Here is an 18893-nt window from a genome sequence, read left to right as displayed (position 1 = left end):
TTCAAATCTGGTCACTGACAATAAACAGGATCTTACACCCTGTTATCCACAGAAAAGTGGGATAACTGGGAATAACCCACACTACTGTTTCGATTTACAGCCTTGACGTGCGACGAAAATCGAATTTTCAGACAAATTGTGCCTAACTTATTGGCACAATCTGTGGATAAAACCGACGCTGTTCGATCTTTCATCAGTACAACGATCGCTGATGTGATGATCGTCACACTATCAGTTCTGGTATCAATAATTAAAGGTATAACCTAATGAAATATAGCATTTTTTATAATGAGCGGTGTAAGCGGCTCTAAACGACGATTCAGGTTGTTCATCGGTAATTCCATACTTCTTCACAACTATATCCACAGAAAAGGTGAATAAAATTGCCCTTACGGTCCTTCATCTGTTTATAACTCCCCACATATTTGTGAGTTATTCAAATGTTATTAGGTTGCAAGCCTGTAAGAGAGTGGTTTACCGCCTCCCTGTAGTGTGAAACAATCATTCATATATAAGGTTTAGTTTGGGGTAGTCCGGTGATTGATGACGATGGCTACCGCCCGAACGTAGGAATAGTAATTTGTAATCGTCTGGGTCAGGTCATGTGGGCCCGTCGATATGGTCAGCACTCCTGGCAATTCCCGCAAGGCGGGATCAATCCAGGAGAGTCCCCAGAACAAGCGATGTACCGGGAGCTGTTTGAAGAGGTCGGTTTAAGCCGAAAAGATGTTCGCATCCTGGCTTCGACCCGCAACTGGTTGCGTTACAAGTTACCGAAACGTTTGGTGCGTTGGGACACAAAGCCGGTTTGTATCGGCCAGAAACAGAAGTGGTTTCTTCTGCAGTTGGTGGGCAACGATTCAGATATCAATATGCAAACCAGCAGTACGCCGGAGTTTGATGGCTGGCGTTGGGTGAGCTATTGGTATCCTGTTCGTCAGGTCGTGTCATTTAAGCGCGATGTTTACCGTAGGGTGATGAAAGAGTTCGCAAGTGTTGTCATGCAGCTTCAGGAGATCCCGCCTAAGCCGCAAAGCGCACCTGCCTGGCGACGTAAAAGAGGTTAAGCTACGCAAATCATGCTCACCCGCTTGCGCGAAATAGTCGAGAAGGTCGCCAGTGCGCCTCGCCTGAACGAGGCGCTGAATATTCTGGTGACTGATATCTGTCTGGCGATGGAAACCGAAGTTTGTTCGGTGTATCTGGCCGACCATGACCGGCGTTGCTATTACCTGATGGCGACTCGTGGTTTGAAAAAACCACGAGGCCGTACCGTTACGCTCGCTTTTGATGAAGGTATTGTTGGGCTGGTTGGTCGTCTGGCCGAACCCATTAACCTTGCTGATGCGCAAAAACACCCTAGCTTCAAATATATTCCTTCCGTAAAAGAAGAACGCTTCCGCGCCTTCCTGGGCGTGCCGATTATCCAGCGTCGTCAGTTGCTTGGCGTTCTCGTTGTTCAGCAGCGGGAACTGCGCCAGTACGATGAAAGCGAAGAGTCATTCCTTGTGACGCTTGCCACGCAGATGGCCGCCATCCTCTCTCAGTCTCAGCTTGCTGCCCTGTTTGGCCAGTATCGTCACACGCGCATACGTGCGCTCCCTGCGTCACCGGGTGTGGCAATCGCCGAAGGCTGGATGGACGCCACGTTGCCGCTGATGGAGCAGGTTTACGAGGCCTCGACGCTTGATGAAGCGCTTGAGCGAGAGCGTCTTACCGCTGCACTGGAAGAGGCGTCCAACGAATTTCGCCGCTACAGCAAACGCTTTGCTGCGGGTGCGCAAAAAGAGACGGCGGCGATCTTTGACCTCTATTCACACCTGCTTTCTGATGCGCGTCTGCGCCGTGAGCTTTTCGCGGAAGTGGATAAAGGTTCGGTGGCCGAATGGGCCGTTAAAAAAGTCATTGAAAAATTTGCCGAGCAGTTTGCGGCACTGACCGATGGTTATTTGAAGGAGCGTGCCGGGGATTTACGCGCGTTGGGGCAGCGTTTGCTGTTCCATCTTGATGACACCATTCAGGGCGCGAATGCCTGGCCAAAACGGTTTGTGCTGGTAGCAGATGAACTTTCAGCGACGACGCTGGCAGAGCTACCGCAGGACAGGCTCGCCGGGGTAGTGGTGCGCGATGGTGCCGCCAACTCCCATGCTGCCATCATGGTGCGCGCGCTCGGTATTCCAACCGTCATGGGGGCCGATATCCAGCCCTCGGTGCTACACCGCCGCACGCTGGTGGTGGATGGCTATCGCGGTGAACTGCTGGTCGATCCTGAGCCCGTACTGCTGCAGGAATACCAGCGTCTCATTAGTGAAGAGAATGAATTAAGCAAGCTGGCAGAAGATGACGTCAACCTGCCCGCGCAGCTCAAAAGCGGTGAGCGGATCAAAGTCATGCTCAACGCCGGGTTAAGCCCCGAGCACGAAGAGAAGCTCGGCAGCCGCATCGACGGTATCGGCTTATACCGCACTGAAATCCCGTTCATGCTGCAAAGCGGCTTCCCGTCAGAAGAGGAGCAGGTGGCGCAGTATCAGGGGATGCTGCAGATGTTTAACGACAAGCCGGTCACGCTGCGCACGCTTGACGTCGGGGCGGATAAACAGCTGCCGTACATGCCAATCAGTGAAGAAAACCCGTGTCTGGGCTGGCGCGGGATCCGCATCACGCTCGACCAACCGGAGATCTTCCTGATCCAGGTTCGTGCCATGCTGCGTGCAAATGCGGCAACGGGCAACCTCAGCATTTTATTGCCGATGGTCACCAGCATTGACGAGATCGACGAAGCAAAACGCTTGATCGAACGCGCGGGCCGCGAAGTGGAAGAGATGATCGGCTATGCGATCCCTAAACCACGTATTGGCGTGATGCTCGAAGTGCCGTCGATGGTCTTTATGCTGCCGCAGTTGGCAAACCGCGTTGATTTTATCTCCGTCGGGACCAACGATTTAACGCAGTACATACTGGCCGTTGATCGTAATAACACGCGCGTCGCGAGTATCTATGACAGCCTGCATCCGGCAATGCTCCGGGCACTCGCCATGATTGCCCGTGAAGCGGAGCAGCACGGTCTTGATTTGCGTCTGTGTGGTGAAATGGCGGGCGATTCGATGTGCGTCGCCATCCTGATTGGCCTGGGCTTCCGTCACCTGTCCATGAACGGCCGTTCTGTCGCGCGCGTGAAGTATCTGTTACGTCATATTGAAATAGAAGATGCCCGCGAGTTGGCGGAACGCAGTCTGGACGCACAGATGGCAGCCGAAGTACGGCATCAGGTTGCGGCGTTTATGGAACGACGCGGCATGGGTGGCCTAATTCGCGGCGGCCGCTAATTTGCATTTCTCCCTCTCCCCGTGGGAGAGGGCTGGGGTGAGGGCATCAGGCCGCACAATACCCTATACACATCTTTTACATCTCAGGCGCATCCTCCATGCCTGCCTTATGCTATGATTCGCACCTTTGGAGCCTCTGCGACACGCAGAAGCGCATTTCTACCGCTGTCCACTTTCAGCGGAATAACAACATCTTGTGGTGACAGATGAACAGTGGTTATCTGCATTTTCCGGAATTTGATCCGGTTATTTTCTCAGTAGGACCTGTCGCGCTGCACTGGTACGGTTTGATGTACCTGGTGGGCTTCATTTTTGCGATGTGGCTTGCGGGCCGTCGCGCGGGGCGTCCCGGCAGTGGCTGGACGAAGAACGAAGTTGAGAACCTGCTGTATGCTGGCTTCCTCGGGGTATTCCTGGGCGGGCGTATTGGCTATGTCCTGTTCTATAACTTCCCGGTATTCCTCAACGATCCGCTCTATCTGTTCCGCGTCTGGGATGGGGGAATGTCCTTCCACGGTGGCCTGATTGGTGTGATCCTGGTGATGGTGATCTTCGCCAAACGCACCAAACGCAACTTCTTCCAGGTGGCTGATTTTATTGCTCCACTGATCCCATTCGGGCTGGGTGCGGGGCGTCTGGGTAACTTTATCAACGGCGAACTATGGGGCCGCGTTGACCCGAGCGTGCCGTATACGATGCTCTTCCCGGGCTCTCGTGCTGAGGATATCGCGCTGCTGCCATCGCATCCGGAGTGGCAATCCATTTTCGATACCTACGGTGTTCTGCCGCGCCATATGTCCCAGCTTTATGAGCTGGCGTTGGAAGGTGTGGTGCTGTTTATCATCCTGAACCTCTTCATCCGCAAGCCGCGTCCTATGGGGGCTGTCTCCGGTCTGTTCCTGATCGGCTACGGTGCGTTCCGCATCATCGTTGAATTCTTCCGTCAGCCGGACGCACAGTTCACCGGCGAGTGGGTGCAGTACATCAGCATGGGGCAGATCCTCTCCATTCCGATGATTGTCGCGGGTGCCATTATGATGATTTGGGCGTATCGTCGTCGTCCACAGCCACAAATTTCCTGAGGAACCATGAAACAGTATCTTGAATTGATGAAAAAAGTGCTCGATGAGGGCACGCCGAAAAATGACCGCACCGGTACCGGTACGCTCTCCATTTTTGGCCACCAGATGCGCTTTAATCTGCAAGAAGGCTTCCCTCTGGTGACGACGAAGCGCTGCCATCTGCGCTCGATCATTCATGAACTGCTCTGGTTCCTGCAAGGCGATACCAACGTTGCCTATCTGCATGAAAACAACGTCTCTATCTGGGACGAATGGGCAGATGAAAACGGCAACCTGGGCCCTGTTTACGGCAAGCAGTGGCGCGCCTGGCCAACGCCTGACGGTCGCCATATTGACCAGATCACCACCGTGATGAATCAGCTGAAAAATGACCCGGATTCGCGCCGAATCATCGTTTCCGCCTGGAACGTGGGTGAACTGGACAAAATGGCGCTGGCACCCTGCCACGCGTTCTTCCAGTTCTATGTGGCGGATGGCAAGCTCTCCTGCCAGCTTTATCAGCGTTCTTGCGACGTGTTCCTCGGTCTGCCGTTTAACATCGCCAGCTATGCGCTGTTAGTTCACATGATGGCGCAGCAGTGCGATCTCGACGTGGGCGATTTCGTCTGGACGGGTGGGGATACCCATCTCTACAGCAACCACATGGAGCAGACGCATCTCCAGCTGACTCGCGAACCGCGTGCGTTGCCGAAGCTGATTATCAAACGTAAACCAGACTCGATCTTCGATTACCGCTTTGATGATTTTGAGATTGAGGGTTACGACCCGCATCCCGGCATCAAAGCGCCCGTCGCTATCTGATACGGCAGATACTCACACAACCGGTGCTTTTTAGCGCCGGTTTTTTTTCGTTCTCAATTTGTTTTACGAGCCGTTTTCCAGAGACGCTGCAACGTCCTGCAACAGTCGACATTCACTGGATGACGGCTCGTAAAAACCTGATTTGCCCCTCGCTGCTTTTCCCGCATTTCGCCACACTCCCGGCATGAAAAAAGAGAACGGCTTTACGCTTATCGAAACCCTGGTGGCCATTTCGCTGGTCGTGATCCTGAGCGCAACGGGTTTACACGGCTGGGACAGTTGGCAACGACAGCAGCGGCTCTGGCAAACCGCCGTACAGATACGCGACTACCTGGTGTTTCTTCGCAACGATGCGAATCGGCACAATCGCGACCACCACATCACGCTTCAGCGAGATGAAGCTGGCGTCTGTCTGTTGAGTTCTGTCGTACAAGGTTGTGTGAAGGAGAGTGCCTTTGTGCTGATTCCTCTTTGGGCTGACGTCGCTATAACTGAGTTAACACCCTCATTAGGGTTTTATGGATTAAGAGATACAGCGTGGGCAGGGCGGATACGTGTGAAAAGCCGTGCAGGAGAATGGCTGATTATTGTCTCAAATGGAGGGCGCATCAGGATGTGCAATGCCTCAGAGGGAGGGGGATGTCAATGAACCAGCACGGTTTCTCACTTACAGAGGTCTTGATTGCCACGGCTATCAGCAGCCTTTTGCTCATAAGCGCATCGCGTTTTTTACCGGGTTTACAGCGGGCGGTATTACTGCAGTCCGGTCAGCGGGAGGTGGAAGAAGAGGTCTGGCAAAGGCTTTTTGCCCTCGGCAAACAGCTGCAGAGAGCGGGATATTGCGCGGGTAACTGTTCAGGGCAAGGCCTGTTGACGGCAAGGCAGGGGAGCTGCGTCATTGTGCAGTGGGATGCAAACAGTAACGGCATCTGGGATGCCTCTGCAGCAGAAAACGACAGCTCAGGGTTTCGTCTTGAGTCTGGTGCGTTAGAAACGCTGCGTGGGGCGACATCTTGTGAAGGAAAAGGATGGGAAAAGCTCACTGACCCGAACAGGCTGGTGATCCAGCACTTTTGGGTGGATAAGGTGGAACACGCCGGTTTCGCGCCTGAGCTGAATATCGAATTGGCCGCCATTCGCCAGGGTGAAAAGGGTGAGCCCTTCCAGGCTGTTTATAGCGTCACGGGGTATAACTTGTGAACCGTCAGCGCGGGATGTCTTCGCTGGCGCTGGTACTGCTTTTACTGGTGTTAGGCACGCTGATCCTCACGGGACTTAATCAGCAACTGACTACATTTAGCGCACTCGTTGGCGGCGAGAGCCGTTCACTCCAGCAGCAGGCATCTGTGCAATCAGCGCTTGAGTGGGGGCGCGTTCAGGATTGGCTGGTCTCCCCAGGGGTTCAATGCAAAAAGGTGTCGACGTGGCGAGCATGCTTGCGGCGGCTGAGCGAGTCGCGTGTTTTGCTCATTGCCGGAAACAATGACCTTTTGCTCTGGCGTGCAGGAGAGGTAATCGACGGGAAGATTCATTTTTTGCCCCACGGCTGGAGTGATTTTTGTCCACTTAAGGAGAAGGCGCTATGCCAGTTGCCGTAAACAGAGAAAAAGGATTTAGCCTGGTTGAGGTTCTGCTTGCGATGATGCTGCTGGTGATAATCGTCACGGCACTGTCGGGTTATCATCGGGCACTGGCGGCGCGATTTATCCTGTTTAACCAGTATCGTCAGCTCTGGCATCATGCCTGGAATCAGGCTCAGCTCTCAACACCCATACTCCCCGAAGGCTGGCAGGCCAGTCGGGTGCAGACAACGAACGCCAGATGTGTCAGCATCACGGTTACACTTATTTCTCCTCTGGGGCGGCGCGGCGCGATGACGCGTCTGCATTGCCCGGTTAGCCAGTAGTCGGGAGCGTCTATGTTAAGGGTCTACCACTCAAATCGTCTGGATGTGCTGGAAGCACTGATGGAATTTATCGTTGAGCGCGAGCGGCTTGACGATCCTTTTGAGCCTGAAATGGTGCTGGTGCAGAGCACCGGTATGGCGCAGTGGCTGCAAATGTCGCTTTCCCGAAAATTTGGCATAGCGGCAAACATTGATTTCCCGCTGCCCGCGAGTTTTATCTGGGAGATGTTTGTGCGCGTACTGCCCGACATCCCTGAACAGAGCGCCTTCAACAAGCAGAGCATGAGCTGGAAGCTGATGGCCCTGCTGCCCGATATGCTGTCAGGCGATGCGTTCGCCATGCTGCGCCACTACCTTAATGACGATACCGATAAGCGCAAGCTGTTCCAGTTGGCGTCGCGCACGGCCGATCTCTACGACCAGTATTTAGTGTACCGGCCTGAATGGCTGACAGCCTGGGAAGCGGGTGAACGGGTGGAGGGCTTGCCGGAGGCACAAGTCTGGCAGGCACCGTTATGGAAAGCACTGGTGGAACATACTGAGGCGCTCGGTCAACCAAAGTGGCACCGTGCAAACCTCTATCAACGGTTTATCTCGATACTCGAAAATGCGTCGGAGCGACCGGCTCGTCTGCCGTCACGCGTGTTTATCTGCGGTATTTCGGCTTTGCCGCCGGTCTATCTGGATGCGCTAAAAGCGCTGGGTAAACACATTGATATCCATATTTTGTTCACGAATCCCTGCCGCCACTACTGGGGTGATATCCAGGATGCGCGCTGGCTTTCACGGCTGGTCACGCGACAGCGTCGACGCCTCTTTGAAGACCGCTCCGTGCCCTTGTTCAAGGATAGCTCGACAGCTGCGCAGCTTTTCGATGAAGAGGGCATTCAGAACCTGCCGAATCCGTTGCTTGCCTCATGGGGCAAGCTGGGACGTGACTACATTCACATGCTCTCTGACATTACGTCATCTGGCGAGGGGGACGTGGATGCCTTTGTCGAAATCGAATCTGACAGCCTGCTGCACAACATTCAGTTAGATATTCTGGATCTGGAAAACCGGGCCGTCATGGGCGTGACGGAGAAAGAGTTCGAACGCAGCGACAGGAAACGGAGGCTGGATCCTGACGATCGGAGTATAACCATTCACGTTTGCCATAGCCCACAGCGTGAGGTGGAAATTCTGCACGATCGCTTGCTGGCAATGCTACAGGACGATCCTGAGCTCACGCCGCGCGACATTGTGGTAATGGTGGCAGATATCGACAGCTATAGCCCCTTTATTCAGGCCGTTTTTGGCAGCGCGACGGGGGAGCGATACCTTCCTTACGCCATTTCTGACCGTCGTGCACGTCAGTCCCATCCGGCTTTGCAGGCATTTGTCTCCCTGCTGTCGCTGCCGGACAGCCGGTTTATCTCTGAAGATGTGCTGGCGCTGCTGGATGTCCCTGTTCTGGCTGCCCGTTTCAACATTAATGAAGAAGGGCTACGCTATCTTCGCCAGTGGGTTAACGAATCCGGCGTTCGCTGGGGGATTGATGACGACAACGTGCAGGAGTTTGAACTCCCACCAACGGGGCAGCACACCTGGCAGTTTGGCCTGACGCGAATGCTGCTCGGGTACGCAATGGAGAGCAGCCAGGGCGAATGGAATGACGTTCTGCCATACGACGAGTCCACCGGGTTAATCGCGGAGCTGGTCGGGCATTTAGCCTCGTTGCTGATGCAGCTCAACCGCTGGCGACGGGAGTTGATGAAGCCGCGCCCGCTGGACGCCTGGCTGCCGGTGTGCCGGGAAATGCTCACGGATTTCTTCCTGCCGGACAGTGAAACAGAAGCGGCGATGGCGCTCATTGAAAAGCAGTGGCAGGCCATCGTGGATGAGGGCGTGAATTCGCACTATCAGGAGGCGGTGCCTTTGTCGCTTCTGCGTGATGAGTTGACCCTGCGTCTCGATCAGGAGCGTATTAGCCAGCGTTTCCTGGCAGGGCCGGTCAATATTTGTACCCTGATGCCGATGCGATCCATCCCGTTCAAAGTGGTGTGTTTGCTCGGGATGAATGACGGCATTTATCCTCGGGCACTACCGCCGTTAGGCTTTGACTTGATGAGTCCTAAACCGAAGCGGGGCGACCGCAGCCGCCGTGATGACGACCGTTATCTTTTCCTGGAAGCGCTTATTTCAGCGCAGAGCAAACTGTATATCAGCTACATCGGCCGGTCGATTCAGGACAACAGTGAACGTTTCCCGTCGGTTCTTGTGCAGGAGCTTGTGGACTATATCGGGCAGAGCCACTATTTGCCGGGAGACGAAGCGCGTAATTGTGATGAGAGCGAGCAGCGGGTGAAGGCCCACATCACCTGCTGTCATAGCCGTATGCCTTTCGATCCGGTGAACTATGTCGCCAATGAACACCAGAGTTATGCGCGCGAGTGGCTCCCGGCTGCGAAGAAAGAAGGGATGGCGCATACCGATTTCATTCAGGAACTGGATGAACTCCCCCTGGAAACGTTGACCTTCGAACAGCTTCAGCGTTTTTGGGCACACCCGGTGCGCGCGTTCTTTCAGCAGCGTTTGCAGGTCAACTTCCGTTCTGAAGAGAGTGAAATTCCTGATGCCGAACCCTTTATTCTGGATGGGTTGGAGCGCTACAAGCTGAACCTCCAGCTCCTGAATGCCCTGGTAGAACAGGAAGATGCTGCCACTCTATTTCGCCGCTACCGTGCCGCGGGCCAGTTGCCTTACGGTGCGTTCGGGGAGATTGTCTGGGAGGCGCAGTGTCAGGAAATGAAGGCACTAGCTGAACGCGTCATCGAGTGCAGACAACCTGGTAAAAGCATCGAAATCGACCTTGACTGTAACGGTGTCCATTTGACCGGCTGGTTGACGCAGGTTCAGCCGGACGGACTGCTGCGCTGGCGGCCCTCGATGCTCAGCGTTTCACAGGGTTTGCAACTCTGGCTCGAACATCTTGTCTACAGTGCTGGCGGCAATACGGGTGAAAGCCGAATTTTCGTGCGCAAAGAGGGCGAATGGCGTTTTCCGCCGATGGAGGCTGAGCTGGCGTTGTGTTATTTGTCGCTTTACATCGACGGTTACCGCCGGGGAATGAATAAACCTCTGCTCCTGTTGCCGGAAAGCGGTGGCGCGTGGATAAAAGCCTGTTATGACGCGCAGAATGATGCCATGTTAACGGATGATGCTTCACTGCAGAAAGCGCGGAATAAGTTTGTGCAGGCCTACGAAGGTAACATGATGGTGCGTGGCGAAGGGGAAGATGTCTGGTATCAACGTTTGTGGCGAACGCTTGAGCCAGAATACTTCGATATGATCACTGTAGAGGCACAGCGCTACCTGTTACCGTTGTTCAAATTTAATCAGTCCTGAGCGCTGTATAAAAATTGCGCAGTATGAGGTGTTCATTTATGATGCACTTCTTATCACGGACTGATGTACCCAATAAAAAGATGTTGGCGTGCCCAGCACGCAATGTATTAATGATGTAGCCGTGATAAAGAGGTAGCACCTTGTTTAAAGCGTTTGTTTTGTTTTTCGCCCTCTGGGTACCCATCACTCAGGCAGACTCCGGTTGGCAACCCGTTCAGGAAACTATTCGTAAAAGCGAAAAAGATACCCGCCAATATCAGGCTATTCGTCTTGATAACGGCATGACCGTACTGCTGGTTTCCGATCCGCAGGCGGTGAAATCCCTTTCGGCATTAGTGGTGCCGGTTGGATCGCTGGAAGATCCTGACGCTCATCCTGGGCTTGCACACTATCTGGAACATATGACCCTGATGGGGTCAAAAAAATACCCGCAGCCAGATAGCCTGTCCGAATTTCTGAAAATGCATGGCGGCAGCCATAATGCCAGCACGGCACCGTACCGCACGGCTTTTTATCTTGAAGTCGAAAATGATGCGCTGGAAGGCGCAGTCGATCGCCTTGCTGATTCCATCGCCGCCCCCTTGCTGGATAAAAAGTATGCCGATCGTGAACGCAATGCGGTGAATGCCGAGCTGACCATGGCCCGCACGCGAGACGGTATGCGCATGGCCCAGGTCAGCGCTGAAACCATCAACCCTGCGCACCCGGGTTCGCGTTTCTCCGGCGGTAACCTGGAGACGTTAAGCGACAAACCGAACAGCCCGGTGCTTGATGCCCTGCACGCGTTCCGCGATAAATACTACTCCGCCAACCTGATGAAAGCGGTCATCTACAGCAATAAACCGTTGCCAGAACTGGCAGGCATGGCGGCTAAAACGTTTGGTCGGGTGCCGAATAAAAATATCGACAGGCCGCAGATAGACGTCCCGGTGGTCACGGACGCGCAAAAAGGGATCGTTATCCACTACGTGCCGGCGCTGCCGCGCAAAGTGCTGCGTGTGGAATTCCGCATCGATAACAACACCGCACAGTTTCGCAGTAAAACCGATGAGCTCGTGACCTACCTGATAGGTAACCGTAGTCCGGGTACGCTTTCTGACTGGCTGCAAAAACAGGGGCTGGTGGAAGGTATTCGCGCCGATTCCGATCCGGTTGTGAACGGCAATAGTGGCGTGCTGGCGATCTCCGCCACCCTGACCGACAAAGGGCTGGCAAATCGTGATGAAGTGGTAGCAGCGATTTTCAGCTACCTCTCTTTACTGCGCGAGAAAGGCGTCGATAAGCGCTACTTTGATGAACTCGCCCACGTGCTGGATCTCGATTTTCGTTACCCGTCCATTACCCGCGACATGGATTACGTTGAGTGGCTGGCGGACACCATGATCCGCGTGCCGGTGGAACACACCCTTGATGCGGTCAATATTGCCGACCGGTATGATGCCGAGGCGGTAAAAGCCCGCCTGGCGATGATGACGCCGAAGAATGCCCGCATCTGGTACATCAGCCCGAACGAACCGCATAACAAGACGGCGTATTTTGTCGATGCCCCCTATCAGGTGGATAAAATAAGCGCGCAGACCTTCGCCGACTGGCAGAAGAAGGCCGGAGAGATTGCATTGAAGCTGCCGGAGCTGAACCCTTATATTCCGGATGACTTCTCGCTGATCAAAACGACTAAAGATTACCCACATCCGGCGCTTATCATTGATGAGCCGACGCTGCGCGTGGTGTATACCCCCAGCCGCTATTTCGCAAGCGAGCCAAAAGCCGATGTCAGCGTGGTGCTGCGTAACCCGAAAGCGATGAATAGCGCTAAAAATCAGGTGATGTTTGCGCTCAATGACTATCTCGCCGGGATTGCGCTCGATCAGCTTAGCAACCAGGCGGCCGTGGGCGGCATCAGTTTTTCCACCAACGCCAACAACGGTTTGATGCTCAATGCAAACGGCTATACCCAGCGTTTGCCTCAGCTGTTCCAGGCACTGCTGGAAGGGTATTTCAGCTACACGCCGACGGAAGAGCAGCTTGAGCAGGCCAAATCGTGGTATGCGCAGATGATGGATTCCGCGGAGAAGGGCAAAGCCTACGATATGGCGATCATGCCTGCGCAAATGCTGTCGCAGATCCCTTACTTCCAGCGTGAAGAGCGCCGTGCGCTGTTGCCATCTATCTCATTAAAAGATGTTCTGGCATACCGTGACGCGCTGAAGGTCAATACGCGCCCGGAGTTCCTGATCGTGGGGAACATGAGCGAAGATCAGGCTAAAACCCTGGCGCAAAATGTCCGTACACAGCTGGGTTCAAAAGGTGACGAGTGGTGTCGCAATCAGGACGTGCTGGTTGAGAAAAAGCAGAATGTGATTTTCGAAAAAGCGGGTAGCAGCACCGATTCCGCGCTGGCCGCCGTGTTTGTTCCGACCGGGTATGATGAGTTTGCCAGTTCTGCGCAGAGTGCTGTTCTCGGACAAATCATCCAGCCATGGTTCTACAACCAGTTGCGTACTGAAGAGCAGCTTGGCTATGCGGTCTTCGCCTTTTCCATGAACGTGGGCCGCCAGTGGGGTCTTGGCTTCCTGCTGCAAAGCAGTGATAAACAGCCTGCCTACCTCTGGCAGCGCTATCAGGCTTTCTTCCCGCAGGCGGAAGCAAAACTGCGCGCCATGAAGCCAGACGAGTTTGCCCAGATCCAGCAGGCGGTCATCGCGCAGGTGATGCAGGCACCGCAAACGCTGGGTGAGGAAGCTTCTCAACTGAGCAAAGATTTTGATCGGGGTAATCTGAAGTTTGATTCGCGTGATAAAGTAGTGGCCGAAATAAAACAGCTGACGCCTCAGAAGGTTGCCGACTTCTTCCATCAGGCGGTGATTAAACCGCAGGGGATCGCCATTCTGTCTCAGGTTTCCGGTAGCCAAAATGGCAAAACGGATTACGTAAACCCGAAAGGCTGGAAAATCTGGAAGAGCGTCACTGCGCTGCAGCAATCAATGCCCTGGAGTAAGAAAGAATGACCGATACCGCTGAGTCCCTTGATCCCTTACGTTTACCTCTACAGGGTGAACGATTGATTGAAGCCTCAGCGGGAACGGGAAAAACCTACACTATCGCCGCGCTCTATCTGCGTCTGCTGTTAGGGCTTGGCGGTACTGCCGCTTTTCCGCGTCCGTTAAGCGTGGAGGAGCTGCTGGTGGTGACCTTCACCGAAGCAGCTACCGCCGAGCTGCGTGGCCGTATCCGTGCCAATATTCACGAGCTGCGCATCGCTTGCCTGCGACAGAGCACCGATAACCCGCTTTACGCCAGCCTTCTGGAAGAAATTGCCGATAAGCAGCAGGCTGCGCAGTGGCTGCTGCTGGCGGAACGGCAAATGGATGAAGCGTCCGTTTTCACCATCCACGGCTTTTGTCAGCGCATGCTGAGCCTGAATGCCTTTGAGTCCGGCATGCTGTTTGAACAGCAGCTCATTGAAGACGAGTCTGAACTTCGCTATCAGGCCTGCGCAGATTTCTGGCGTCGCCACTGCTACCCCCTGCAGCGTGACATCGCCGAAGCGGTGCATGCGTTGTGGAAAGGCCCTGAAGAGCTTTTGCGTGCTATCGATCGCTATCTACAGGGGGAAGCGCCCGTCATCAAATCACCGCCGCCAGCGGACGAAACGCTCGCATCACGCCATGAAAAGATCGTCACGCAAATTGCGACCTTGAAGCAAAAGTGGAATGCGTCCGTCGGTGAAATTGCCTCGATCCTCGAAAACTCCGGTATTGACAGGAAAAAATTTAACCGCGGCAATCAGGGCAAATGGATCGACAAGATCAGCGCCTGGGCACAGGAAGAGACGCGAGGCTATCAGCTTCCGGACGCTCTGGAAAAGTTCTCCCAGCGTTTTTTGACCGAGCGGACGAAAGCCGATGGCATCGTGCCAGAGCATCCTCTTTTTGTTGCCATCGAGAGTCTACTGGCTGAGCCGTTAACGCTTAACGACTTAATGATTACCCGCGCCATGACGGAAATCCGTGAAGCCGTGGCGCGTGAAAAACGCCGTCGGGGCGAGCTGGGCTTTGACGATATGCTAAGCCGTCTGGACGCCGCGCTGTGCAGTGAAAATGGCGAAGCGCTCGCTGCGGCAATCCGCACGCGTTTTCCGGTGGCGATGATCGATGAGTTTCAGGATACGGATCCCCAGCAGTACCGTATTTTCCGCCGTATCTGGCGTCAGCAGCCCGACACCGCGCTGCTGTTGATCGGTGACCCGAAGCAGGCGATTTACGCCTTCCGTGGCGCCGACATTTTTACCTACATGAAGGCCCGTAGCGAAGTTGCAGCCCATTACACCTTAGAGACTAACTGGCGATCCGCTCCGGGTATGGTGGAAAGCGTCAACACGCTCTTTAAGCAGATGGACGCGGCGTTTATGTTCCGTGAAATTCCTTTCCTGCCGGTCAAGTTTGCTGAAAAAAATGCCTCGTTGCGCTTTGAGTTCAATGGCGTGACTCAGCCAGCCATGAACCTTTGGCTACTCGACGGTGAAGGCTGTGGCGTTGGGGATTATCAAAGTGCGATGGCGCAGCACTGTGCCGCACAGATCCGCGACTGGCTGAGTGCCGGAGCGCGTGGCGAAGCCGTGTTATGGCGAGGGAAGCAGGCGAACCCCGTCAAGGCATCCGATATTACGGTGCTGGTGCGCAGTCGCCAGGAGGCGGCGCTGGTCCGCGATGCGCTGACCTTGCTCAACATCCCGTCCGTCTATCTCTCGAATCGCGACAGCGTCTTTGAAACTCTGGAAGCTCAGGAGATGCTATGGCTGCTGCAGGCCGTGTTGGCTCCCGAGCGTGAAAGCACGCTTCGCAGCGCCCTGGCCAGCGCAATGATGGGGTTGAATGCCCGAGATATTGACGCGCTAAACAACGACGAGGAAGCATGGGATAACGTCGTGGAAGAGTTTGCTCACTACCGGGAACGCTGGCAAAAACGCGGCGTAATGGCCATGCTGCGCGAGCTGATGGCGAAGCGTCAGATTGCGGAGAATATGCTCGCCACGGCAGGCGGTGAGCGCCGCCTGACCGATATTCTGCATATCAGCGAGCTGTTGCAGGAAGCGGGAACGCAGCTCGAAAGCGAGCATGCGCTGGTGCGCTGGCTGTCACAGCAGATTGCCGATCCGAACAGCAATTCATCCAGTCAGCAGATGCGCCTCGAAAGCGATAAGCATCTGGTGCAGATCGTCACCATTCACAAGTCGAAAGGTCTTGAGTATCCGCTGGTCTGGCTCCCGTTTATCGCTAACTATCGCGTGCAGGACCAGGCCTTTTACCACGACCGTGAATCATTTGAAGCCGTGCTCGATCTCAGTAAAGCGGAATCCAGCGTTGAGCTGGCGGAGGCTGAACGTCTGGCAGAGGATTTACGCCTGCTCTACGTGGCGCTGACCCGCTCGGTCTGGCACTGCAGTCTGGGTATTGCGCCGCTGTTTCGTCGCCGTGGTGAGAAGTCAGGAGAGACCGATTTCCATTTAAGTGCGCTGGGACGTCTTATTCAGCTCGGAGAGCCAAAAGATGCGGCAGGGCTGCGCCAGTGCATCGAGGCGCTGTGTGGTGACCATATTGCTCTGCATATTCCCTCATCGCCGGATAACAGCCGCTGGCAGATGCCGGAGCAGCCTGTTGCCGATCTGAATGCCCGGCAAATCCAGCGAACTCTCTCTGACGACTGGCGCGTAACCAGTTACTCCGGTTTACAGCAGCATGGGCAGAGCATTGCGCAGGATCTGATGCCGAAGCTGGATGTGGATGCCGCCGGAGTGGGAGACGTACTCCCTGAGCCTGCCCTGACTCCGCATCAGTTCCCACGCGGCGCGTCACCCGGCACTTTTTTACACAGCCTGTTTGAAGAACTGGATTTCACCCAGCCGGTTTCTACGGAGTGGGTGCTGAAAATGCTCCAGAGCGGCGGCTTTGACGAGAAATGGCAGCCCGTCCTCACCGACTGGGTCACTGCGATTTTACAGGCACCGCTCACGCAGCAGGGGATTTCGCTCAGCCAGTTGACCGCTAAAGACAAACAGGTGGAAATGGAGTTTTATCTCCCTATCGCCAGCCCGCTTAAAGCCGATGCGCTTGATGCGTTGATCCGTAAGTACGATCCGCTTTCCGCTGGCTGCCCGCCCTTGAACTTCCGCCAGGTTCAGGGGATGTTAAAAGGTTTTATCGACCTGGTTTTCCGCCACGAAGGGCGTTACTACCTGCTGGATTACAAATCGAACTGGCTGGGGGACAGCAGCGACGCCTACACGCAAGACGCGATGGCATCAGCCATGCAGCAGCATCGCTACGATTTGCAGTATCAGCTTTATACGCTGGCTCTGCATCGCTATCTGCGCCACCGCATTGCCGATTACCGTTATGAAGATCATTTCGGCGGTGTTATTTATCTCTTCCTTCGCGGGGTGGACGCTACGGATCCCAACTCCGGCATTTTCAGCACACGCCCGGACGCGGCATTGATAGAAAAGATGGATGAGTTGTTTGCCACAACCACGGAGGAGATGGCATGACGATGCAGGAACTATTGCTGGAAGCCGTGGAACAACGCGTGCTGCGCCCCCTTGACGTTCAGTTCGCCATGATGGTGGCGGGCGAGGAGCCGGAGGTGATGCTCGCTGCTGCTCTCCTCAGCAAAGACGCGGGAGAAGGGCACGTTTGCCTGCCGCTTTCGCGTCTGGTGCCAGATGAACAAATGCCTGCGGCATTGCAGTCCTGTTTCGTTCTGCTGGGGGAATCGGTGGACTGGCAGGCTGTATTACTCCGCTCTCCCGCCGTCAGCGGGGCCGAAACGCAAACGCCGATGATCCTGACCGGCGAGCGTTTATACCTTAACCGCCTGTGGCGCAACGAGCTGACGGTGGCACGCTTTTTCAGCGAAACGAATGCCCCGCTTCCGTGTGATGAAGCGCAGCTTCGACAAACGCTGGATGGCCTGTTTAGCTCGGGCGAGGCCATCGACTGGCAAAAAGTGGCGGCGGCCGTGGCCTTAACGCGGCGGATTTCGGTGATTTCTGGCGGCCCGGGCACCGGGAAAACCACCACGGTAGCAAAACTTCTCGCGGCGCTGATTCAGCTATCTGGCGAGCAGAAATGCCGTATCCGGCTGGCCGCACCTACCGGTAAAGCCGCGGCGCGACTCACGGAGTCGTTGGGTGGGGCGCTGCAAAAACTGCCGCTAACCGAGGCGCAGCTTGCATTTTTCCCCAATGAGGCCAGCACCTTACACCGTCTGCTTGGCGCACAGCCGGGCAGCCAGCGGCTGCGATATCATGCCGGCAACCCGCTGCATCTGGACGTGCTGGTGGTGGATGAAGCCTCAATGATCGACCTGACGATGATGTCGCGCCTGATTGATGCGCTTCCGCCGCACGCGCGGGTTATTTTCCTTGGCGATCGCGACCAGCTTGCCTCTGTGGAAGCCGGAGCGGTGCTGGGGGATATTTGCACCTACGCCAGTTTTGGCTATACCGCTGCGCGTGCTCAGGAGCTGGTACGCCTGACCGGCTGCGCGCTCGAACCCGATAACTCCCCGGTAGCGGGGGCGCTGCGCGACAGCCTGTGCCTGCTGCAAAAAAGTTACCGTTTCGGCAGCAACTCCGGCATCGGCCAGTTGGCTGCTGCGGTAAACCGCGGCGATCGGCACAGCACGCGCGGGGTGTTTGACGGCACCTTTACCGACATCGAGAAAAAATCGCTGCAAAGCAGTGAAGAGTATCAGGCGATGCTGGATGACGCACTGGAGGGATATCAGTACTTCCTGACCTGTGTACAACAGCAGAATACGCCGGAGCAGGTCATTGCCGCATTCGGTGAATATCAGCTCCTGTGTGCGCTGAGGGAGGGGCCGTTTGGCGTCAGTGGGCTAAACGACAGGCTGGAACAGCTGCTGGCGCAGAAGCGTAAAATCAACCGTTTGCCGCATTCGCGCTGGTACGAGGGGCGACCGGTAATGATCTCCCGCAATGACAGCGCGCTGGGCTTGTTTAACGGGGATATCGGAATTGCGCTCGATCGCGGTCAGGGGCTGCGCGTCTGGTTCATGATGCCGGAGGGAAGCGTGAAGTCCGTACAGCCAAGCCGTCTGCCCGAGCATGATACGGCGTGGGCGATGACGGTACACAAATCCCAGGGCTCTGAGTTTAATCATGCGGCGCTGATCCTGCCTACGCAGCTGTCACCCGTCATCACCCGAGAGCTGATTTACACCGCCATTACCCGCGCGCGCCAGCGGCTGTCGCTCTATACCGATGAACGCGTTCTGGTACAGGCCATTGCCGCGCGAACGGAACGTCGAAGTGGCTTAAGTGCGATATTCGAGTCCCTCTAAGTAAAACGCCCTCACCGTCCAGTGAGG

At 55.3% G+C, this 18893-nt stretch carries 12 protein-coding genes and 1 pseudogene; 12 read left to right on the top strand and 1 reads right to left on the bottom strand.

What is annotated here, in order from left to right; genetic code table 11:
* Positions 1-7 precede the first annotated feature (7 nt).
* A pseudogene (locus HV355_RS24170) lies at positions 8-82 on the bottom strand (hypothetical protein); the annotation flags it as partial.
* Between the two features lie 454 nt (positions 83-536).
* Here HV355_RS24170 and rppH point away from each other — a divergent pair.
* The 12 genes from rppH (at position 537) to recD (ending at position 18866) form a co-directional block, all read left to right on the top strand.
* Complete coding sequence (gene rppH / locus HV355_RS06720; RefSeq protein ID WP_089601146.1) at positions 537-1067, top strand: RNA pyrophosphohydrolase; 531 nt, start codon at positions 537-539, stop codon at positions 1065-1067.
* A gap of 12 nt (positions 1068-1079) precedes the next feature.
* Positions 1080-3326: a phosphoenolpyruvate--protein phosphotransferase gene (ptsP, locus tag HV355_RS06715; RefSeq protein ID WP_108416347.1), complete on the top strand. Its 2247-nt coding sequence runs from the start codon at positions 1080-1082 to the stop codon at positions 3324-3326.
* 206 nt (positions 3327-3532) lie between these two features.
* Positions 3533-4408 (top strand): prolipoprotein diacylglyceryl transferase, encoded by an 876-nt coding sequence (gene lgt, locus HV355_RS06710; RefSeq protein ID WP_126815948.1) that lies wholly within the window; start codon positions 3533-3535, stop codon positions 4406-4408.
* 6 nt (positions 4409-4414) lie between these two features.
* Entirely contained in the window at positions 4415-5209 is a 795-nt protein-coding gene (gene thyA, locus HV355_RS06705; protein WP_042715869.1) for a thymidylate synthase, read from the top strand.
* Between the two features lie 184 nt (positions 5210-5393).
* Positions 5394-5858 (top strand): prepilin peptidase-dependent protein, encoded by a 465-nt coding sequence (locus HV355_RS06700; protein ID WP_126815949.1) that lies wholly within the window; start codon positions 5394-5396, stop codon positions 5856-5858.
* Positions 5849-6409: a prepilin peptidase-dependent protein gene (locus tag HV355_RS06695; RefSeq protein ID WP_182401372.1), complete on the top strand. Its 561-nt coding sequence runs from the start codon at positions 5849-5851 to the stop codon at positions 6407-6409. The genes HV355_RS06700 and HV355_RS06695 overlap by 10 nt, the downstream gene beginning before the upstream one ends.
* Positions 6406-6807, top strand: coding sequence for a DUF2509 family protein (locus tag HV355_RS06690; protein ID WP_108416349.1), 402 nt, complete (start codon positions 6406-6408; stop codon positions 6805-6807). The genes HV355_RS06695 and HV355_RS06690 overlap by 4 nt, the downstream gene beginning before the upstream one ends.
* Positions 6792-7115: a prepilin-type N-terminal cleavage/methylation domain-containing protein gene (locus HV355_RS06685; RefSeq protein WP_182401370.1), complete on the top strand. Its 324-nt coding sequence runs from the start codon at positions 6792-6794 to the stop codon at positions 7113-7115. Before HV355_RS06690 ends, HV355_RS06685 begins: the two co-directional genes overlap by 16 nt.
* Positions 7116-7127: 12 nt before the next feature.
* Positions 7128-10502, top strand: a complete 3375-nt coding sequence (gene recC, locus HV355_RS06680) for an exodeoxyribonuclease V subunit gamma (protein WP_182401368.1) — start codon at positions 7128-7130, stop codon at positions 10500-10502.
* 140 nt (positions 10503-10642) lie between these two features.
* Positions 10643-13510: a pitrilysin gene (gene ptrA / locus HV355_RS06675; protein WP_182401366.1), complete on the top strand. Its 2868-nt coding sequence runs from the start codon at positions 10643-10645 to the stop codon at positions 13508-13510.
* Entirely contained in the window at positions 13507-17049 is a 3543-nt protein-coding gene (recB, locus tag HV355_RS06670; RefSeq protein WP_182401364.1) for an exodeoxyribonuclease V subunit beta, read from the top strand. Before ptrA ends, recB begins: the two co-directional genes overlap by 4 nt.
* Positions 17046-18866: an exodeoxyribonuclease V subunit alpha gene (gene recD, locus HV355_RS06665; protein WP_182401362.1), complete on the top strand. Its 1821-nt coding sequence runs from the start codon at positions 17046-17048 to the stop codon at positions 18864-18866. Before recB ends, recD begins: the two co-directional genes overlap by 4 nt.
* The last annotated feature ends 27 nt before the right edge of the window (positions 18867-18893 follow it).

This window comes from Enterobacter sp. RHBSTW-01064 (assembly GCF_014103035.1).
GTDB lineage: Bacteria > Pseudomonadota > Gammaproteobacteria > Enterobacterales > Enterobacteriaceae > Enterobacter > Enterobacter mori.
This window is presented reverse-complemented; position numbering and strand designations above follow the sequence as displayed.

What these genes read in the sequence shown, in the direction of transcription:
- recD (WP_182401362.1), top strand. Translation starts at nt 17,046, where the DNA reads ATGACGATGCAGGAACTATTGCTGGAAGCCGTGGAACAACGCGTGCTG.
- lgt (WP_126815948.1), top strand. Translation starts at nt 3,533, where the DNA reads ATGAACAGTGGTTATCTGCATTTTCCGGAATTTGATCCGGTTATTTTC.
- ptsP (WP_108416347.1), top strand. Translation starts at nt 1,080, where the DNA reads ATGCTCACCCGCTTGCGCGAAATAGTCGAGAAGGTCGCCAGTGCGCCT.
- HV355_RS06700 (WP_126815949.1), top strand. Translation starts at nt 5,394, where the DNA reads ATGAAAAAAGAGAACGGCTTTACGCTTATCGAAACCCTGGTGGCCATT.
- thyA (WP_042715869.1), top strand. Translation starts at nt 4,415, where the DNA reads ATGAAACAGTATCTTGAATTGATGAAAAAAGTGCTCGATGAGGGCACG.
- recC (WP_182401368.1), top strand. Translation starts at nt 7,128, where the DNA reads ATGTTAAGGGTCTACCACTCAAATCGTCTGGATGTGCTGGAAGCACTG.
- HV355_RS06695 (WP_182401372.1), top strand. Translation starts at nt 5,849, where the DNA reads ATGTCAATGAACCAGCACGGTTTCTCACTTACAGAGGTCTTGATTGCC.
- HV355_RS06685 (WP_182401370.1), top strand. Translation starts at nt 6,792, where the DNA reads ATGCCAGTTGCCGTAAACAGAGAAAAAGGATTTAGCCTGGTTGAGGTT.
- recB (WP_182401364.1), top strand. Translation starts at nt 13,507, where the DNA reads ATGACCGATACCGCTGAGTCCCTTGATCCCTTACGTTTACCTCTACAG.